The organism is Agrobacterium sp. 22-226-1 (assembly GCF_053522345.1).
The window spans coordinates 20,573-37,782 of sequence record NZ_JBNWCP010000026.1 but is presented as its reverse complement, the minus strand read 5'-3'; the positions used below and the strand labels follow the sequence as shown (position 1 = coordinate 37,782).

Annotated in this window: 13 protein-coding genes; 10 read left to right on the top strand and 3 right to left on the bottom strand. The window is 61.4% G+C overall.

Going from position 1 to position 17,210, the window contains the following annotated elements; translation table 11 throughout:
• Positions 1 to 95: 95 nt before the first annotated feature.
• The 3 genes from ACQZ5K_RS25830 to ACQZ5K_RS25820 form a co-directional block, all read right to left on the bottom strand.
• Positions 96 to 1,868, bottom strand: coding sequence for an SLC13 family permease (locus ACQZ5K_RS25830; RefSeq protein WP_448741906.1), 1,773 nt, complete (start codon positions 1,866 to 1,868; stop codon positions 96 to 98).
• Between the two features lie 241 nt (positions 1,869 to 2,109).
• Entirely contained in the window at positions 2,110 to 2,868 is a 759-nt protein-coding gene (locus ACQZ5K_RS25825) for a TerC family protein (protein ID WP_448741905.1), read from the bottom strand.
• Positions 2,869 to 3,061: 193 nt separating this feature from the next.
• The gene (locus tag ACQZ5K_RS25820) at positions 3,062 to 3,748 is read right to left on the bottom strand and encodes a TetR/AcrR family transcriptional regulator (RefSeq protein ID WP_065656355.1); all 687 of its coding nucleotides are present in this window, start codon (positions 3,746 to 3,748) and stop codon (positions 3,062 to 3,064) included.
• Between the two features lie 162 nt (positions 3,749 to 3,910).
• Here ACQZ5K_RS25820 and ACQZ5K_RS25815 point away from each other — a divergent pair, with 162 nt between their 5' ends.
• The 10 genes from ACQZ5K_RS25815 to ACQZ5K_RS25770 all read left to right on the top strand — a co-directional run bounded on the left by ACQZ5K_RS25815 (position 3,911) and on the right by ACQZ5K_RS25770 (position 17,188).
• On the top strand, positions 3,911 to 5,125 hold the full coding sequence (locus ACQZ5K_RS25815) for an HlyD family secretion protein (RefSeq protein WP_220319263.1): 1,215 nt from the start codon (positions 3,911 to 3,913) through the stop codon (positions 5,123 to 5,125).
• Between the two features lie 34 nt (positions 5,126 to 5,159).
• Positions 5,160 to 6,743 (top strand): DHA2 family efflux MFS transporter permease subunit, encoded by a 1,584-nt coding sequence (locus ACQZ5K_RS25810; RefSeq protein WP_003520997.1) that lies wholly within the window; start codon positions 5,160 to 5,162, stop codon positions 6,741 to 6,743.
• 267 nt (positions 6,744 to 7,010) lie between these two features.
• The gene (locus ACQZ5K_RS25805; RefSeq protein ID WP_137005582.1) at positions 7,011 to 7,661 is read left to right on the top strand and encodes a pyridoxamine 5'-phosphate oxidase family protein; all 651 of its coding nucleotides are present in this window, start codon (positions 7,011 to 7,013) and stop codon (positions 7,659 to 7,661) included.
• Positions 7,662 to 7,797: 136 nt separating this feature from the next.
• Complete coding sequence (locus ACQZ5K_RS25800; RefSeq protein WP_448741904.1) at positions 7,798 to 8,820, top strand: LacI family DNA-binding transcriptional regulator; 1,023 nt, start codon at positions 7,798 to 7,800, stop codon at positions 8,818 to 8,820.
• A gap of 104 nt (positions 8,821 to 8,924) precedes the next feature.
• Positions 8,925 to 10,379 carry a xylulokinase gene (xylB, locus tag ACQZ5K_RS25795; RefSeq protein ID WP_448741903.1) on the top strand — a complete coding sequence of 485 codons (1,455 nt, stop codon included), beginning with the start codon at positions 8,925 to 8,927 and terminating at the stop codon, positions 10,377 to 10,379.
• A 231-nt stretch (positions 10,380 to 10,610) separates the two neighbouring features.
• A complete protein-coding gene (xylA, locus tag ACQZ5K_RS25790) occupies positions 10,611 to 11,921 on the top strand; it encodes a xylose isomerase (protein ID WP_137005585.1) in 1,311 nt (436 codons plus the stop codon).
• 723 nt (positions 11,922 to 12,644) lie between these two features.
• A complete protein-coding gene (locus ACQZ5K_RS25785) occupies positions 12,645 to 14,024 on the top strand; it encodes a GH1 family beta-glucosidase (protein ID WP_448741902.1) in 1,380 nt (459 codons plus the stop codon).
• A gap of 368 nt (positions 14,025 to 14,392) precedes the next feature.
• On the top strand, positions 14,393 to 15,022 hold the full coding sequence (locus ACQZ5K_RS25780) for an NAD(P)H-dependent oxidoreductase (protein WP_004433398.1): 630 nt from the start codon (positions 14,393 to 14,395) through the stop codon (positions 15,020 to 15,022).
• 467 nt (positions 15,023 to 15,489) lie between these two features.
• Positions 15,490 to 16,530, top strand: coding sequence for a methionine ABC transporter ATP-binding protein (locus ACQZ5K_RS25775; RefSeq protein WP_448741901.1), 1,041 nt, complete (start codon positions 15,490 to 15,492; stop codon positions 16,528 to 16,530).
• The gene (locus ACQZ5K_RS25770; protein WP_004433403.1) at positions 16,520 to 17,188 is read left to right on the top strand and encodes a methionine ABC transporter permease; all 669 of its coding nucleotides are present in this window, start codon (positions 16,520 to 16,522) and stop codon (positions 17,186 to 17,188) included. Before ACQZ5K_RS25775 ends, ACQZ5K_RS25770 begins: the two co-directional genes overlap by 11 nt.
• The last annotated feature ends 22 nt before the right edge of the window (positions 17,189 to 17,210 follow it).

The following is a 17,210-nucleotide window of genomic DNA, read 5'->3' as shown; positions in this document are numbered from 1 at the left end:
GCCACAAGATATGACCGCCGGGCCGACAACTATCTGGCAGCACTCAAGCTCGCAGCAATAAGGATATGGATTGCATCATTTAACGAGTCCGCGCCCTAGTTCACTGGCCAGACGTAAAGCAGCATGGGAATGCTGGCGATGACGATCATGATCGACAGCGGCAGGCCAAGGCGCGGATAGTCGCTGAAGCGATAACCGCCGGGGCCCATGACCAGCGTATTGCACTGGTGGCCGATGGGGGTGAGGAAATCGCAGCCCGCACCGATCGCCACCGCCATCAGGAAGGCCTCCGGCCGGAAACCGAGTGTGGTGGCGAAACCGGCGGCGATGGGGGCCATGACCAGCACGGTGGCGGCATTGTTGAGAAAGGGTGTTACGGCCATGGCAGTGAGCAGGATCATGCCCAGCGCCGCAAAGGGCGGCAATCCCTGTGCCGCATGACCGAGCCATGCGGCGATCAGCTCGCTCGCCCCGCTGGTGCGCAGACTGTCGCTGACGGGAATGAGGGCGGCGAGCATGACGAGGATCGGCCCGTCGATGGATTTATAGACCTCGGTGAGCGGTATTGCGCCGACGACGATCATCATGAAGGCGGCAGCGAAAAAGGCGACGGAGACCGGCACCAGCCCACTGCCGGCGGCGATCATGGCGGCGGCGAGCACGATGACGGGCAGAAACGCGCGGCGCTGCACGCCCAGCAGGATTTCCCGCTGCGCCAGCGGCAAGAGCGAAAATTCCTGCAATACCTGCGGCAGGTTCTTGCGGCTGCCCTGCAAAAGAATGACGTCGCCCGCCTGCAATGTCAGCTCGGAGAGCCGCTGGCTGACACGCTGGCCGCGCCGGCTGACGGCGATCAGATTGACGCCACGCGTATAGGAGAGCGAAAGCTCACGCGCGGAAATGCCGCTCAGCACCGATTCATTGCTGATCACCGCTTCCATGGAAATGAGATCGGCGGTTTTTTGGCCGTTTTCCATCAGCGGCTTGCCGGAAAGCAGAAGCTTCGCCTGCGAGACGATGCGGTCCAGCCCCTCCGGGCTGCCTTCGAGGAGAATCGTGTCACCCGCCTTCAGCGTCACGTCGGGGAAGGGGGAGATGCGCCGCGGCCCGCGCAGGATGGTGCTGGCGATCACATCGCCGTCGGCCTGTTTCAGCAATTCGCGCAGCGGCTTCTCCGCATGTGTGCTGTCGGCGGGCAGGGTGGCTTCGGCGGTATAGGCGGACTGGTCGAGAATATCCTCCACCGATGCCTGCTGGCGGTTGCGCACCGGCAGCAGCCGATAACCGAAGGTCAGGAAGATGATGCCGATGACGGTGAGGCCGGCTCCGACGGGCGTGAAGTCGAACATCGAAAAACTCTGCCCGGTCATTTCCTCGCGCAGCCGCGAGACGACGATGTTGGGCGAGGTGCCGATCTGCGTCATCAACCCGCCCAGCAGGGCGGCGAAGGCCATGGGCATGAGGTAATAGGAGACCGGGCTGCCGGATTTGCGGGCGAACTGGAAGGCGACCGGCATCATGATGGCGAGCGCGCCGATATTCTTGATGAAGGCCGACATGACGGCGACGACGATCATCAGGAAGGCGAGCTGCAGGCTCTTGGAGTGCATTTCGGGGAAATATTTCTTGATCGTCATATCGACGATGCCCGACCGCGCCACCGCCGAACTGACCACCAGCGCGCTGCCGACGATGATGACGATATCGTCCGAAAAACCGGAAAAAGCTTTTTCGAAAGGCACGACGCCGAGCGCGACGGCCACAAGCAGCGCACTGCAGGCGACGACATCGTAACGCAGCCTGTCCCAGATGAACGCGACCATCATGCCGGCGATGACGGTGAAGGCGAGAATCTGGTCTGTCGTCATGCTGGCTTATGCTTTCGAAGGAGAGACGGCGGGAATGACTCTATCGATGAGGATATCGAAGAACGCAAGCCGGGGTGAAGCGGTTCCGGGGTGGATGTCATTCCTATCTCTTCGTCATACCGGCCGTGAGCCGGCATCCAGCCGCCGCGGCCGCACGCAGCGAAAAGAGTTTTTTCAGCCCAAGGACTTGGGCTGAAAAGATGCCGGATTTAGTCCGGCACTCCTGCGGAGGGACGTGCGGTCAATGCGCGTCTTCCGTACTCGCCTTCTTCCGACGCCTCGCATTGCGGGCCAGCATGTTGAGCAGTTCCACCAGCGCCGAGAACGCCATGGCGGCGTAGACGTAGCCCTTCGGAACATGGAAGCCCATGCCTTCGGCGATCAGCGTCGTGCCGATCATCATCAGGAAGGCGAGCGCCAGCATGACGATGGTGGGGTTGCGCTCGATGAAGTTGGCGAGCGGCGTTGCGGCCAGCAGCATGACGGTGACGGCCACGATGACCGCGACGATCATGATCGGCAGATGCGGCGTCATGCCGACGGCGGTGATGATGCTGTCCACCGAAAAGACGAGGTCGAGCAGCAGGATCTGGCCGATGGCGGCGCCGAAATTCATGCCCACGGGGCCGCCCACCATGTCTTCCTTGTGGTCTTCCGGGTCGACATTGTGGTGGATTTCCTTGGTGGCCTTCCACATCAGGAAAAGACCGCCGGCGATCAGGATCATGTCCTTCCACGAGAAGGCGTGGCCGAAGAGTTCGAAGACCGGCGTAGTGAGCTGCACGATCCATGCGACGGTGCCGAGCAGGCCGAGACGCATGACGAGCGCAAGGCCTATACCGATCTTGCGGGCTTTTTCACGCTGTTCGGGTGGCAGCTTGTTGGTGAGGATGGAGATGAAGATCAGGTTGTCGATGCCGAGCACGACCTCCATGACGATCAGCGTGACGAGCGCCACCCAGGCGGCGGGGTCAGATAGAAGAGGGAGAATGGACTCCATCAGGTATGTTTTCCTTTCAGCAACAAGGCCAGCCGATATATTCGGTGGGTGGAATTTATAGCGCAATACGCGAGAAACAAGGAGATAGCTCCTGTGTTTGGCAAGATTTCATCGAAATTTCGCGCAGACCGCGTATCGGACGCCATTGCGTTGCCTGCCCGATACCGGTCAGGCCGTCCCTTGCTGAATGGTCTCAGGCCTTGTCTGTTCCGTAGGCCGCCATGAATACGTTGATGGCGCTGCTGATAACCCGGTCCAGTTCCTCGTCGGGAACCGGGCCTTCCAGTTCGCCGAACAGCCGCAGCTTGAAGAAGGTGCCGGTGGAAAGCTCGATATATTGCCGGGCGGCCAGCTCAGGGTCATCCACCTTCAGGTGGCCGATCTCGACCTGATGTTCGATGAAGTCCAGGAGCACGGTGCGCACGTTGTTCGGAGCCGAAAGGAAAAAGCGCTGCGCCAGTTTCGGCATGCGATCGATGACGCCGAGCACCGAACGCATGGCGGGGATCATGTCCGAACAGATCATCTTGTTGGCAAAGGCCTTGCCGAACTGCTCCAGCCCCTCGCGCACCTCCTCGGTGCCCTCGAGAATATGGCGCATGGAGGTGGCGAATTCGTTGCGGTGATGGTCGACGAGGGCGACGAACAGATCCTCCTTGTTGGAGAAATAGACATAGATCGTGCCCTTGGAAACGCCGGCTTCACGCGTGATGTCGTTCATGCTGGCCGCGTCGAAGCCCTTGCGCTTGAACACACGCCAGGCGCCAGCCAGAATCTGCTCGCGTTTGGCCGGGTCTTCACCCGCCGCAAAACGCCCGGCGGCATTGCCCGGACAGCCCGTTTCCGTTTCCGTCTCCATATCCCTGTCTTCACCTGCCATCGCTACCGTCTCTTAGCATCGCAATGGCGTAAAAAAAATTAACCGAACGTCGAACCAATCGGTTCGATAACACTTGATATGTGTCAGGAAAGAGATTATGTCAATCGAACCGAACGGTTCAGTTCGAAAAACTTTCTTCAATCTATCACGGTAAGCTCTCTCATGTCGGCCCAGAAGAATAATGCGGTTCGCGCCGTCAACGATGCGGAAGAGGCGGATATCTCCGCCAAGGCCGAGACCTCTCCGGCAAAGCCGGCCGAGGCCGCGCCGCCGCAGCAGCCCCAGACCATTGCGGCGCCGAAGCAGAAGAAGCGTTCGAAGCTTCTGCCGGTCATTGCGGTTGCCCTTCTCGCCGGCGCCGGCTGGTACGGTTACAACTGGTGGGTCGACGGCCGCTTCATGGTGTCGACGGACGACGCCTATATAGAAGGCGATATCGCCGTCATCGCACCGAAGGTTTCGGGCTATGTCGCCAAGGTGAACGTGGTCGAGAATCAGGAAGTCAAGGCGGGCGATCCGCTGGTGACGCTGGACGACGGCGATTATCGCATCGCGCTCGATCAGGCCGAAGCCCAGATCCGCACCGAGCAACTGTCACTGAAGCGCATTGATGCGCAGATCGTCGGCGGCGAAGCTTCGCTGGAACAGGCCGTCGCCCAGAAGGGTGCGCTGGATGCCGCCCTTCGCGGTGCCGAAATCACCCAGAAGCGCGCCAGCGAGCTGCAGGCGAAGGATGTCGGCACGGTTGCCGCTTCCGACAATGCGCAGGTCGCGCTCGATCAGGCCAAGGCGAATGTCGTGGCCGGCGATGCCGCCATCTCGTCGGCCAAGGCCAATGTGGAACTCCTGCGCGCCCAGCGCGAGGAAGCCGAAAGCACGATCCGTTCGCTGCAGCTTTCCCGCGACAAGGCCGCCCGCGATCTTTCCTTCACGGTTCTGAAGGCGCCCTATGACGGCGTCATCGGCAATCTGGCGGTTCAGAACGGCGATCTGGTGTCTGTCGGCAAGCGTCTGGCTTCGCTGGTGCCGATGAACGAGCTTTATATCGACGCCAATTTCAAGGAAACGCAGCTTGCGCGCGTCGTGCCCGGTTCGAAGGTGCGGGTGCATGTCGACGCCTTTGACGACGCGACGATCGAGGGCACGGTGCAGTCGATTTCGCCCGGCTCGGGCTCGGTCTTCTCCATGCTGCCGCCGGAAAATGCGACCGGCAACTTCACCAAGGTCATCCAGCGCGTGCCGGTTCGTATCGTCTTCTCCAAGGAAGACCTTGCAAAGCACAATCTGCGCGCCGGCCTCAGCGTCGTTGTCGATGTCGATACCCGCACGGCGCCGGAAGGCACCAGAACGGCGCAAGTTAACCCGGAAGCCAAGTAAGGCGCATCGCTGATGCGCCGTTGAGGTCAAGATCATGGCGGCTACGGTTGTCGGTACGGGCGGGGCGTCCATCCCCGCCGATCCTCCGATGGACAGGCGCAGGCTCATCGCGTTTTTCGCGATGGTCTTCGGCATGTTCATGTCCATCCTCGACATTCAGATCGTCTCCGCCTCGCTGGCGGAAATCCAGGCGGGTCTCGGCGCGGGTTCCGATGAGATCGCCTGGGTGCAGACCTCCTATCTGATCGCCGAAGTCATCATGATACCGCTGTCGGGCACGCTGGCGCGCATTCTCTCCACGCGCGTTCTCTTCGCCACCTGCGCGGCCGGTTTCACCATATCGAGCGCGCTCTGCGCCACAGCCACCAATATCGACCAGATGATCGTCTACCGCGCGATCCAGGGCTTTATCGGCGGCGGCATGATCCCCTCCGTCTTCGCCGCCGCCTTCACGATCTTCCCGCCCTCGAAGCGTTCGGTCGTGTCACCGATCATCGGTCTCGTCGCCACGCTAGCGCCCACCATCGGCCCGACGGTCGGCGGTTATCTCTCCAATGCCTTTTCCTGGCACTGGCTGTTCCTCGTCAACATTATCCCCGGCATCATCGTCACCATCCTCACCTGGAGCCTGATCGATTTCGACAAGCCGGAAAAGTCGCTCTGGAAGAAGTTCGACTGGTGGGGGCTGATCTCCATGGCCGTCTTCCTCGGGTCGCTGGAATATGTGCTTGAAGAGGGCAACAACAAGGACTGGTTCAACGACGAGCATATCGTCATGGGAACGGTCGCCATGGTCATCGGCGCGGTCGTGTTCTTCTGGCGCGCCTTCAAGGTGGAATTCCCTGTCGTGGATATCCGGGCCTTCGCCGACCGCAACTTCTCCATCGGCTCGCTTTTCTCCTTCGTCATGGGCATCGGGCTTTATGGGCTGACCTATCTCTACCCGCTCTATCTCGGCCGGGTGCGCGGTTACGATGCGCTGATGATCGGCGAGACCATGTTCGTCTCCGGTCTTGCCATGTTCTTCACCGCGCCGATTGCCGGCAAGGTCTCCACCAAGCTCGATCCGCGGGCGATGATGGCCATCGGCTTCATCAGCTTCGGCTGCGGCACATGGATCATGACGCATGTGACGACCGACTGGGATTTCTACGAGCTGCTGATCCCGCAGATCCTGCGCGGTTTCGGCCTGATGATGTGCATGGTGCCGATCAACAACATCGCGCTCGGCACCCTGCCGCCGGCCCGCATCCGCAATGCGTCCGGCCTGTTCAACCTCACCCGTAACCTCGGCGGCGCGGTCGGTCTTGCCATCATCAACACCATGCTGTCGCAGCGCACGGACGACCATTATGTGCGGCTGGCCGAACATGTGAGCTATTCCAACCCGCAGGCGCTGGAATGGCTGAACAGTGTCGGCGCCAACTACGATTCCTACGGGTTGGACGGCGCGTCCGTCGCCGTCAAGAAACTCGTCGGCATGGTCTCGCAGCAGGCATGGATATTGGCCTTCGCGGATGTGTTCTTCGCGCTGACGCTATTGTTCTCGAGCCTGATCTTCATGACCGTGCTGATCCAGAAACCCAAGGCAGCGCCGCCGCCAGACGCGGCGCACTAACAAGAATCCCCTCCCATCCACCGCAGAGCTGGGGCCGTCGGAAATGACGGCCCCTTTTTTTGCCTTTCTGGCAGAAAGCGTGCGTGCCGAGTGCCGAAGGTTTGAAGGACAAATCCGGATTCTTGCTGTTGATCACAATGGGCAAGCCGTGTATATCAATTCTTGAGGTACGTACCTCAAAGAAGCGCAGAAGCGGACGGAAACGGGGCCGGGAGGACGGTTGACCCGGGTTCAGGTCGCATGGGGGGGCAGTTCAGGGGGGAGACCATGACAGCTTTGGAACTCAATCCAGATTTCACCATTACGGACGAGCAGTCGCTTCGCGGGCTGTTCGAGCCGACACATGCGCTGGCGATACAGAAGTGTCAGGACAGGCTTGGCGAACATGCGCGGGAATTCATAAGGCGCGCTCCCTTCCTCTGCATCGGCACCCAGAATCTGGAAGGCAAGGCCGATGTCAGCCCCCGTGGAGATCCCGCCGGATTTGTGAAGCTTCTCGACGAGCGCACGCTGGCGATCCCCGATCGGCCCGGCAATAACCGCCTCGATACGCTCAGCAACATCATCGCCAACCCAAATGTCGGGCTACTATTCATCGTGCCGGGTTTTGATGACACATTGCGCGTGAACGGGCGTGCGACGCTCAGCACAGATCCCGACGTGCTGAAGCTCATGAGCGTTGCGGATCGCGTTCCGAAGCTCGCCATTGTCGTCAGGGTAGCCGAGGTTTTCATGCATTGCGCCAAGGCGTTCCGGCGCTCGCATCTGTGGGATCCGGCGCATTTCCAGTCCCGGTCGGAAATGCCCTCGCTCATCAAGATCATTCTGGACGAAACGACAGGCGCGCCGACGAATGGCGATGACATGCAGAAGATGGATGAGCAGCTGGAGCAGGACTACCGGCGAACCCTCTATTAATCGCAACCCCATTCGCCTTCGCCGTTCCCGGTGCCGGCTTGATATTCCGCAGCCGTTTGATGAAATATGAGGTACGTACATCATTTTTCGATTTACGGCGGCCGCAAAGCTGGATATGCAAGGGGAGGGAGGAGCCATGAAGCCGACAGTTCACGATATCGCCGAGCGGGCGGGCGTCAGTCTCGCCACCATCGACCGGGTGCTGAACATGCGCCCCGGCGTGCATGCGGCAACGCGGGCACGGGTGGAGGCGGCCATCGCCGAGCTTGGTTACGTGCGCGATATCGCCGCCGCCAATCTGGCCAAGGGCCGCAATTATTCGCTGGTCTTCATCCTGCCGGGCAATGACAATTCCTTCATGGCAACATTGCGCGCCGAAGTGCGGGCCGCGGCGGCGCGGGCGCATCTGGAGCGCACGGCGATCCGCGTCATCGAGGTGCCGCCCTTCAATGCCACGGCGCTGACGGAGGCTCTGGAAGTCGCGCGGCGGGAAAAGCCCTCGGGCGTCGCCTTCGTCGCCACCGATTCCGAAGATGTGGCGGAAGCCGCCGACCGGCTGGCCGAAGACGGCATCGCCACGGTGACTCTGGTGTCCGATCTTTCCGGTTCGCGGCGGGATCATTATGCCGGCGTGGACAACGTCGCGGCCGGGCGCACGGCGGCGAGCCTGATGGGACGTTTTCTCTCCGGGCGCGGCGGCGATATTGCCGTTGTTGCCGGCTCCATGCTGGTGCGCGACCATCGGGAACGTCTGGAAGGATTTCGCGCCGTCATCGAATCCGAGTTCCCGCAATTGCGGCTGCTGCCGGTGCTGGAGGGCAGGGACGATCCGCTGACCGTCGAGACGCTGGTGCGCAAGGCGCTCGGCAATGCCGAGCTGTCAGGCATCTACAGCCTCGGCGCGGGCAATCGCGGCCTCATCCGGGCGCTTGGCACGGCCGAGGGCGAAAGAGCGCTTTCGGTCATCGCCCATGAACTGACGGAAAACACCGCCAATGCGCTGCGGGAAGGGCTGCTGGACGCCGTGCTCAACCAGGATGCCGGCCACGAGGTGCGCAGCGCCATCCGCGTGTTGAAGGCGCGGGCCGACGGTCTGCCCGTCATCGCCGCGCAGGAACGTATCCGTATCGACATATTCCTCAGGGACAATCTTCCCTGATGAGAGCATTTCCAGGAAAAGTGGCCGCCGGTTTCCCGTCCGGAATGCGGTGACTTTTAAAAAACGCTGAAAGCGGCGCATGGCGCGCCGGAATGGAGAAATACATGTATCTCGGTCTCGATCTTGGCACATCCGGCGTCAAAGCCCTGCTGATGGACGGCGATCAGAAAATCATCGGCTCGGCCAACGGCTCGCTGGACGTTTCGCGCCCGCATCACGGCTGGTCGGAACAGGACCCGGCCGACTGGATTGCCGCGACGAAAACCGCCGTTGCCGGCCTGAAGCAGAAGTTTCCGAAGGAACTTTCCGCCGTCAAGGGCATCGGCCTTTCCGGCCAGATGCATGGCGCAACGCTGATCGATGCGGCCGGCAAGGTGCTGCGCCCCTGCATCCTGTGGAACGACACGCGCTCTTATGCCGAGGCCGCCGCGCTGGATGCCGATCCGCGCTTCCGCAAGATCACCGGCAATATCGTCTTCCCCGGCTTCACTGCGCCGAAACTTGCCTGGGTGGCGAAGAACGAACCTGAAATCTTCGCGAAAGTGGCCAAGGTGCTGCTGCCGAAGGATTATCTGCGTCTGTGGCTGACGGGCGAATACATCTCCGAAATGTCGGATTCCGCCGGCACCTCCTGGCTCGATACCGGCGCACGCAAATGGTCTTCCGAACTTCTTGCCGCCACCGGTCTGGATGAAAAACACATGCCCTCGCTGGTGGAAGGCACGGATGAGGCGGGCGTGCTGCGCGCCGAACTTGGCTCTGAATGGGGCATTTCCGGCCGCACCGTCGTTGCCGGCGGCGCGGGAGACAATGCCGCTTCCGCCTGCGGCATGGGCACGGTGAAGGAAGGCCACGCTTTCGTGTCGCTCGGCACATCCGGCGTGCTTTTCGCCGCCAACGCATCTTACCTGCCGAAGCCGGAAAGCGCCGTGCACGCCTTCTGCCATGCGCTGCCCAACACCTGGCACCAGATGGGCGTCATCCTCTCCGCCACCGATGCGGTGAACTGGTATTCGCGCCTCACCGGCCAATCCGCCGCCGATCTGACCGGCGAGCTGGGCGAAACGCTGCTTGCACCAACCGGTGTCACCTTCGCGCCCTATCTCTCGGGCGAGCGCACCCCGCACAACGACGCCGCCATTCGCGGCTCCTTCATCGGCCTTTCGCATGAAAGCGACCGCAAGGCGCTGACCCAGGCGGTGCTGGAAGGCGTCACTTTCGCGATCAGGGACAATCTCGAAGCGCTGAAGTCGGCCGGCACGTCCATCTCCCGCGTCACCGCCATCGGCGGCGGTTCGCGCTCGGCCTATTGGCTTGCCTCCATCGCCACCTCGCTCGGCGTGCCCGTCGATATTCCGGCCGAGGGCGATTTCGGCGCCGCCTTCGGCGCGGCCCGCCTCGGCCTCATCGCTGCGACCGGGGCCGATCCGGTGGCGGTGTGCTCGCAGCCGGAGACGGCGCGGACGATCGAGCCGGTGGCGGCGCTGGCCGGCGCCTATGAGGAGGCTTACCGGCGCTATCATGCGCTTTATCCGGCTATTCGGGCGCTTTCGCATTGAGACACGGCGTGTGCGGCTTCACCCCCCTCTGCCCTGCCGGGCATCTCCCCCTCAAGGGGGGAGATCGACAAGCGGCTACATCTCGTCCTCATGCGAGGCTGAGTATGGAGCGATAGATAGCGTCCTGCTGATCTCCCCCCTTGAGGGGGAGATGTCCGGCAGGACAGAGGGGGGGAGCCACGCCCTCCAACCTATACCGAACACCATCTAAACCCACCAAGGAGGATCACCATGAGCACAGGTTTCTTCGGCGATATTGCCAAGATCAAATATGAAGGCCCCGACAGCACCAACCCGCTGGCCTTCCGTCATTACAACCCCGACGAAATCGTCGCCGGCAAGCGCATGGAAGATCACCTGCGTTTTGCGGTGGCCTATTGGCACACCTTCACCTGGCCGGGCGGCGACCCTTTCGGCGGCCAGACCTTCCTGCGCCCATGGTTCGAAGATACGATGCAGGCGGCAAAACTGAAGGCGGATGTGGCTTTCGAATTCTTCTCGCTGCTCGGTTCGCCGTTCTACTGCTTCCACGACGCGGATGTGCGCCCGGAGGGTCGGAACTTTGCGGAGAATACCAAGAACCTCAACGAGATCGTTGATTATTTTGCCCAAAAGCAGGCCGATACCGGCGTGAAGCTTCTTTGGGGCACGGCGAACCTCTTCTCCAACCGTCGCTTCATGTCGGGTGCTGCCACCAATCCGGACCCGGATGTTTTCGCTTTCTCCGCTGCAACCGTGAAGACCTGCATGGACGCCACCAAGAAGCTCGGCGGTGCGAACTATGTTCTGTGGGGCGGCCGCGAAGGTTACGAGACCCTGCTCAACACCGATCTGTCGCGTGAACTCGACCAGCTTGGCCGCTTCCTCAATCTGGTGGTGGAATATAAATACAAGATCGGCTTCGAAGGCACGATCCTGATCGAGCCGAAGCCGCAGGAGCCGACCAAGCACCAGTATGACTACGACGTCGCCACCGTTTACGCCTTCCTGCAGAAGAACGGTCTGGAAAAGGAAGTGAAGGTCAATATCGAGCAGGGCCACGCCATCCTCGCCGGCCATTCCTTCGAGCATGAGCTTGCCATGGCCAACGCCTTCGGCATCTTCGGCTCCATCGATATGAACCGCAACGATTACCAGTCCGGCTGGGATACCGACCAGTTCCCCAACAACGTGCCGGAAATGGCGCTGGCCTATTACCATGTTCTCGCCGGCGGCGGTTTCAAGAATGGCGGCACCAACTTCGATTCCAAGCTGCGTCGCCAGTCGCTCGATCCGCAGGATCTGCTGATCGGCCATATCGGTGGCATGGATTGCTGCGCCCGTGGCCTGAAGGCGGCGGCGAAGATGATCGAGGACGGCGCATTGTCGAAGCCGCTCAAGGAGCGCTACGCCAAGTGGGATTCGCCGGAAGCCCAGAAGATGCTGCGCGGCGAGCTGAAGCTGGAAGAGATTGCCGCCCTGGTGGAGCGCGAGGATATCAATCCCGAGCCGAAGTCCGGCCGTCAGGAATATCTCGAAAACGTGGTCAATCGTTACGTTTGACGCGGTGGAGGGGGCGGCGGCAGCGTCGCCCCCTCATCGCCTCGCTTCGCTCCGGCACCTCTCCCCGGCGGGGAGAAGAACAAGCTCCACACTCCTTGCCACGCTGAGGGCACGGCATATTTCTTCTCCCCGCCGGGGTGAAGGTGGCCCGAAGGGCCGGATGAGGGGCTTGCTCTCCGTTCTGCTCCAAAAGATGCGGAAAACTCTGCGCCAAGCCTCCTTCCTTTTCAGTCACTTCCGAAAAAATCCTTCCCCTCCCATCCCCACCCGCCATTTCCGCCGCATCATTCCTCCCGCAACCGGAACGGAAGGGCGATACGCGCGGCGCCTTTCGCGAACCGGAGGCCGGCATCGACAAGGATGGTTCTGCAAACCGTGTTTCGGAAAGGCATTCCGCCGGGCCAGAGGCGGGAAGGACCGATCCGATAGGTGCCGTGAAAAGGCTGTGACCGATGGGCTGCCCTGGCGGCCCTGATGATGCGGCCCGGTGAATGCAACGACTTCCTCCACCTCCCATCTTCTACCCGCATTCGCCGGGTCGATGCCTTGCGCCGCCGGCAAACCGCTGCGGCGGCACTCCCGCATGCAAAGCGCTTTGGACTTGTTAACTGCGCATCCTGAAACGTTGTAGATTCCTGCCGCCCACGACTGTACCTGCCGGCCGACATGGTCTAAACCGCTGCTGATCTTTTCACGCTCGATGGACAGAGAAGGGCCTCGTAGATGACCGATCCCAAAACGCTAGCCGCCCGTTTCCCCGGCGATTTCCTGTTCGGCGTTGCGACCGCCTCCTTCCAGATCGAAGGCTCCGCGAAGGCGGATGGCCGCAAGCCCTCCATCTGGGACGCCTTCTGCAACATGCCGGGCCATGTCTTCGAGCGTCACAATGGCGATATTGCCTGCGATCACTACAATCGCTGGGAGCAGGATCTCGATCTCATCAAGGACATGGGTGTCGAGGCCTATCGTTTCTCCATCGCCTGGCCGCGCATCATTCCGGATGGTTTCGGCCCGATCAACGAGAAGGGGCTGGATTTTTACGACCGCCTCGTCGATGGCTGCAAGGCGCGCGGCATCAAGACCTATGCGACGCTTTACCATTGGGACCTGCCGCTGACGCTGATGGGTGATGGCGGCTGGGCCTCGCGCTCCACCGCGCACGCCTTCCAGCGATACGCCAAAACCGCGATGGCCCGTCTGGGTGACCGGCTGGATGCGGTGGCGACCTTCAACGAACCCTGGTGCGCGGTGTGGCTCAGCCATCTCTATGGCATTCATGCGCCTGGCGAGCGCAACATGGAGGCAGCCCTTGCCGCCATGCACCACATCAATCTCGCCCATGGTTTCGGCGTGGAAGCCTCCCGCCATGTCGCGCCGAAGGTGCCGGTGGGGCTGGTGCTGAACGCCCATTCCGTCATCCCGGCTTCCGATAGCGAGGCCGATCTCAAGGCCGCCGAACGGGCCTTCCAGTTTCACAACGGCGCGTTTTTCGATCCGGTATTCAAGGGCGAATATCCGGCTGAGATGATGGAGGCGCTGGGAAGCCGTATGCCGGTGGTGGAGGCGGAAGACCTTGCCATCATCAGCCAGAAGCTAGACTGGTGGGGCCTGAATTATTACACGCCGATGCGCGTTGCCGACGATGCGACACCGGGCGCGGAATTCCCCGCCATGACACCGGCCCGGGCCATCAGCGATGTGAAGACCGATATCGGCTGGGAGGTCTATGCCCCGGCGCTCCAGTCGCTGGTGGAAACGCTCTATAAACGTTACGACCTGCCGGAATGCTACATCACCGAAAATGGCGCCTGCTATAATATGGGCGTGGAAAACGGCGAGGTGGATGACCAGCCGCGTCTCGACTATTACGCCGAACATCTCGGCATCGTCGCCGATCTCATCCGCGACGGTTATCCGATGCGCGGTTATTTCGCCTGGAGCCTGATGGATAATTTCGAATGGGCCGAGGGTTATCGCATGCGCTTCGGTCTGGTGCATGTGGATTATGACACGCAGGTGCGCACGCTGAAGAATAGCGGCAAATGGTACAGCGCGCTGGCTTCGGGCTTTCGGAAGGGGAACCATGGTCTGGTGAAGCCGTAACGGTCACCTCCCTCATCCCTGTGCTCGTCACAGGGATCCAGCCAGCCCAAGTCCTTGGGCTGAAAAGAGTCTTTCCGCCACGCAGACGCGTGTCGGCTGGATTCCTGTGACAAGCACAGGAATGAGGGTTGGGGGGCGGCCCTGCATGAACTTTACGCGCCGCATCCGGTAGCAGGCGACGTGTCAGCGCCCGCCGCAATAAAGTTCTCCCACCTTATTATCAGTTTTCCAAACTTTTTTATCGGTTACCCCGCGGTGCCTGCTTGCGCCCGCCATCCTGCCTCCTATGTCAGACGGGCTACGAAGGCGTAGCACCCGTTCTGGCGTCCAAGGGGCAGGGCGGGATGGTCCTCCCAGGGAAAACGAACATGCTTATCGAAAAACTCAACTGGCGTTATGCCACCAAGAAAATGGATCCTTCCAAGGCCGTGTCGGAAGATAAGGTCGAGCGTATTGTCGAGGCAGCGCGGCTTGCGCCCACCTCCAGCGGTCTTCAGCCCTTCGAGGTGATCGTGGTCACCGATCCCGAAGTGCGCGCCAAGATCCGCGAGATCGCCTGGAACCAGGCGCAGGTCACCGACGGTTCGCATCTGCTGGTCTTTGCGGCATGGGACAATTACACCGAAGAGCGGATCAACCACATGTTCGATCTGGTCAACGAAGAACGCGGCATCAAGAATGAAGGCTGGGAAGCCTATCGCCAGATGCTGCTTTCCACCTATCCGCAGCGCGAGCAGCAGGTGAATTTCGAGCACGCCGCCCGTCAGGCCTATATCGGCTTCGGCATGGCCGTGGCGCAGGCCGCTTTCGAGGGCGTGGATTCCACTCCGATGGAAGGTTTCGACCCGGCGAAGCTCGATGAAATCCTCGGCCTGCGTGAAAAGGGCCTGCGCTCCGTCACCATCCTGCCGCTCGGTTATCGCCAGCCGGAAGGCGACTGGCTGGTGAACCTGAAGAAGGTGCGCCGCCCGGCCGATGAATTCGTCAGCCGCGTCTGATTTTACGCCGCTCGCGAAAGCTAAAGCATTTCCAGGAAAAGTGGAATCCGGTTTCCGTCCGGAAATGCGGCACACAAAGAGTTGGAGCGTTTTTGCGATTCGAAGAACGCAAAAACGCTCCAGACTGCCGCAGGGCCGCCTACGCGGCTTTGCGGTAGATTTTTCCTCTCTTTTCAGATAATTGAAAAAACATCCCTGTTAAAAGGTGGCGTGTGCGGGCAAGTATGCGCCATCGAATTGCCGATCCCCGGCATTTCTGAGTGAAAGCCTGACGAAATGACCCGGAAAATCAGCTGTCATCGAATGTGCCCGAAGGCTGCATGAAGAGAGCGGTTCAGCACCGCAACAGGATTTTTTGAGACCCGATCCGTCACGCATTCCCAGAGTTTACAATGAGTTTTCCATCCAGCGCGGCATCCCCCGCGCGCCAAGAACAGGCGGTCCCTGAAGGGTCGGCAAAGGAGCCTATGGTCACGTTTGAAGGCGTGACCAAGACCTTTGGCGGCGCCGGCGGCAAGCCCGGTTTCGCAGCCCTTGCCGGTATCGACTACGTGGTGCCGAAAGGCTCCATCACCGGCATCATCGGCCGCTCCGGTGCCGGCAAATCCACACTCATCCGCCTCGCCAACGGCCTTGAAAAGCCCTCGACCGGCCGCGTGGTCGTCGATGGCGTCGATGTCGCGGCGCTCGATGAAAAGAGCCTACGCACGCTGCGCCGTTCCGTCGGCATGATCTTCCAGCACTTCAATCTTTTGTCCTCGCGCACCGCTTTCGACAATGTGGCCCTGCCGCTCGAAATCGCCGGCACGGGCAAGAAGGAGATTGAAACGCGCGTTGCGCCGCTGCTCGATCTCGTCGGGCTTTCCGACAAGGCCAATCGTTACCCGGCGGAACTCTCCGGCGGCCAGAAGCAGCGTGTTGGCATTGCCCGTGCGCTCGCCACCCAGCCGAAGCTGCTCCTTTCCGACGAGGCGACATCGGCGCTCGATCCGGAAACGACGCAATCCATTCTTGAACTGCTGAAGCGCATCAATGCCGAGCTGGGGCTCACCGTGCTGCTCATCACCCACGAGATGGAGGTGGTGAAGACCATCGCCTCGCAGGTGGCGGTCATCGACAGGGGCCTGATCGTTGAGCAAGGCACGACCTTCGATATCTTCACCGCGCCCAAACACGAGACGACCCGCAGCCTGCTGTCGTCCTCGGTCGGCGTGAAGCTGCCGCATTGGGTCACTTCGGGCCTGAAACCGCAGGCGGCGGAAGGCGACCGTGTTCTGGTGCGCCTCGTGTTCTTCGGCGAGACGGCCTTCCAGCCGCTGACGGCGCGCCTCGTCGCCGAAATCGGCCCTGATGTGAACATCCTTGCCGGCACCATCGAGGAAATTTCCGGCCAGCCCTTCGGCTCGCTGGTCGTCTCCTATCCGGCCTCGGCGGATGTCACCGCCCGCGCCAATCGCTTTTATGCTGAGACCGGTCTTCACACGGAGGTGCTCGGTTATGTCGCCTGATATGCTGTTCAGCCTTCTCTCCAAGGGCCTGTTGCAGACGCTGCATATGGTCGCCGTTGCCGGCATCGTCGGCTCGCTGATCGGCGTGCCCATGGGTGTTTTCCTTGCCACCAGCGGCAAGGGCGAGCTGTTTCCGGCGCCGATGACCAACCGGATCCTCGGCCTCGTCGTGAACGCCGCGCGCTCCACGCCCTTCATCATTCTGGTGGTGGCAATCATTCCCTTCACCCGCCTCGTCGCCGGCACCTCCATCGGCACCAGCGCGGCCATCGTGCCGCTGACGGTCGCAACCGTGCCCTTCATCGCAAGGCTGGTGGAAGCGGCGATCCGCGAGGTGGACAAGGGCCTGATCGAGGCCGCCCGCGCCATGGGCGCCACGCCGCTGCAGATCGTGACCAAGGTTCTGCTCGCCGAGGCGAAGCCCGGCATCACGCTGGCGCTGACGCTCACGCTGGTCAGCCTCATCGGTTATTCGGCCATGGTCGGCGCGGTCGGCGGCGGCGGGCTGGGCGATCTCGGCATCCGCTACGGTTACCAGCGCTTCATGCCGGATGTGATGCTGGTCGTGGTTCTGGTGCTCATCGTGCTGGTGCAGCTGGTGCAGAGCGCCGGCGACAGGCTGGCTCGCAGCTTCGACAAGCGGACCCGGAAGAATTAACTGCGTTTATAATAACAACCCA

What these genes read in the sequence shown, in the direction of transcription:
- ACQZ5K_RS25825 (WP_448741905.1), bottom strand. Translation starts at nt 2,868, where the DNA reads ATGGAGTCCATTCTCCCTCTTCTATCTGACCCCGCCGCCTGGGTGGCG.
- ACQZ5K_RS25780 (WP_004433398.1), top strand. Translation starts at nt 14,393, where the DNA reads ATGCTTATCGAAAAACTCAACTGGCGTTATGCCACCAAGAAAATGGAT.
- ACQZ5K_RS25815 (WP_220319263.1), top strand. Translation starts at nt 3,911, where the DNA reads ATGTCGGCCCAGAAGAATAATGCGGTTCGCGCCGTCAACGATGCGGAA.
- ACQZ5K_RS25810 (WP_003520997.1), top strand. Translation starts at nt 5,160, where the DNA reads ATGGCGGCTACGGTTGTCGGTACGGGCGGGGCGTCCATCCCCGCCGAT.
- ACQZ5K_RS25830 (WP_448741906.1), bottom strand. Translation starts at nt 1,868, where the DNA reads ATGACGACAGACCAGATTCTCGCCTTCACCGTCATCGCCGGCATGATG.
- ACQZ5K_RS25800 (WP_448741904.1), top strand. Translation starts at nt 7,798, where the DNA reads ATGAAGCCGACAGTTCACGATATCGCCGAGCGGGCGGGCGTCAGTCTC.
- ACQZ5K_RS25805 (WP_137005582.1), top strand. Translation starts at nt 7,011, where the DNA reads ATGACAGCTTTGGAACTCAATCCAGATTTCACCATTACGGACGAGCAG.
- ACQZ5K_RS25775 (WP_448741901.1), top strand. Translation starts at nt 15,490, where the DNA reads ATGGTCACGTTTGAAGGCGTGACCAAGACCTTTGGCGGCGCCGGCGGC.
- ACQZ5K_RS25785 (WP_448741902.1), top strand. Translation starts at nt 12,645, where the DNA reads ATGACCGATCCCAAAACGCTAGCCGCCCGTTTCCCCGGCGATTTCCTG.
- ACQZ5K_RS25770 (WP_004433403.1), top strand. Translation starts at nt 16,520, where the DNA reads ATGTCGCCTGATATGCTGTTCAGCCTTCTCTCCAAGGGCCTGTTGCAG.
- ACQZ5K_RS25820 (WP_065656355.1), bottom strand. Translation starts at nt 3,748, where the DNA reads ATGGCAGGTGAAGACAGGGATATGGAGACGGAAACGGAAACGGGCTGT.
- xylB (WP_448741903.1), top strand. Translation starts at nt 8,925, where the DNA reads ATGTATCTCGGTCTCGATCTTGGCACATCCGGCGTCAAAGCCCTGCTG.
- xylA (WP_137005585.1), top strand. Translation starts at nt 10,611, where the DNA reads ATGAGCACAGGTTTCTTCGGCGATATTGCCAAGATCAAATATGAAGGC.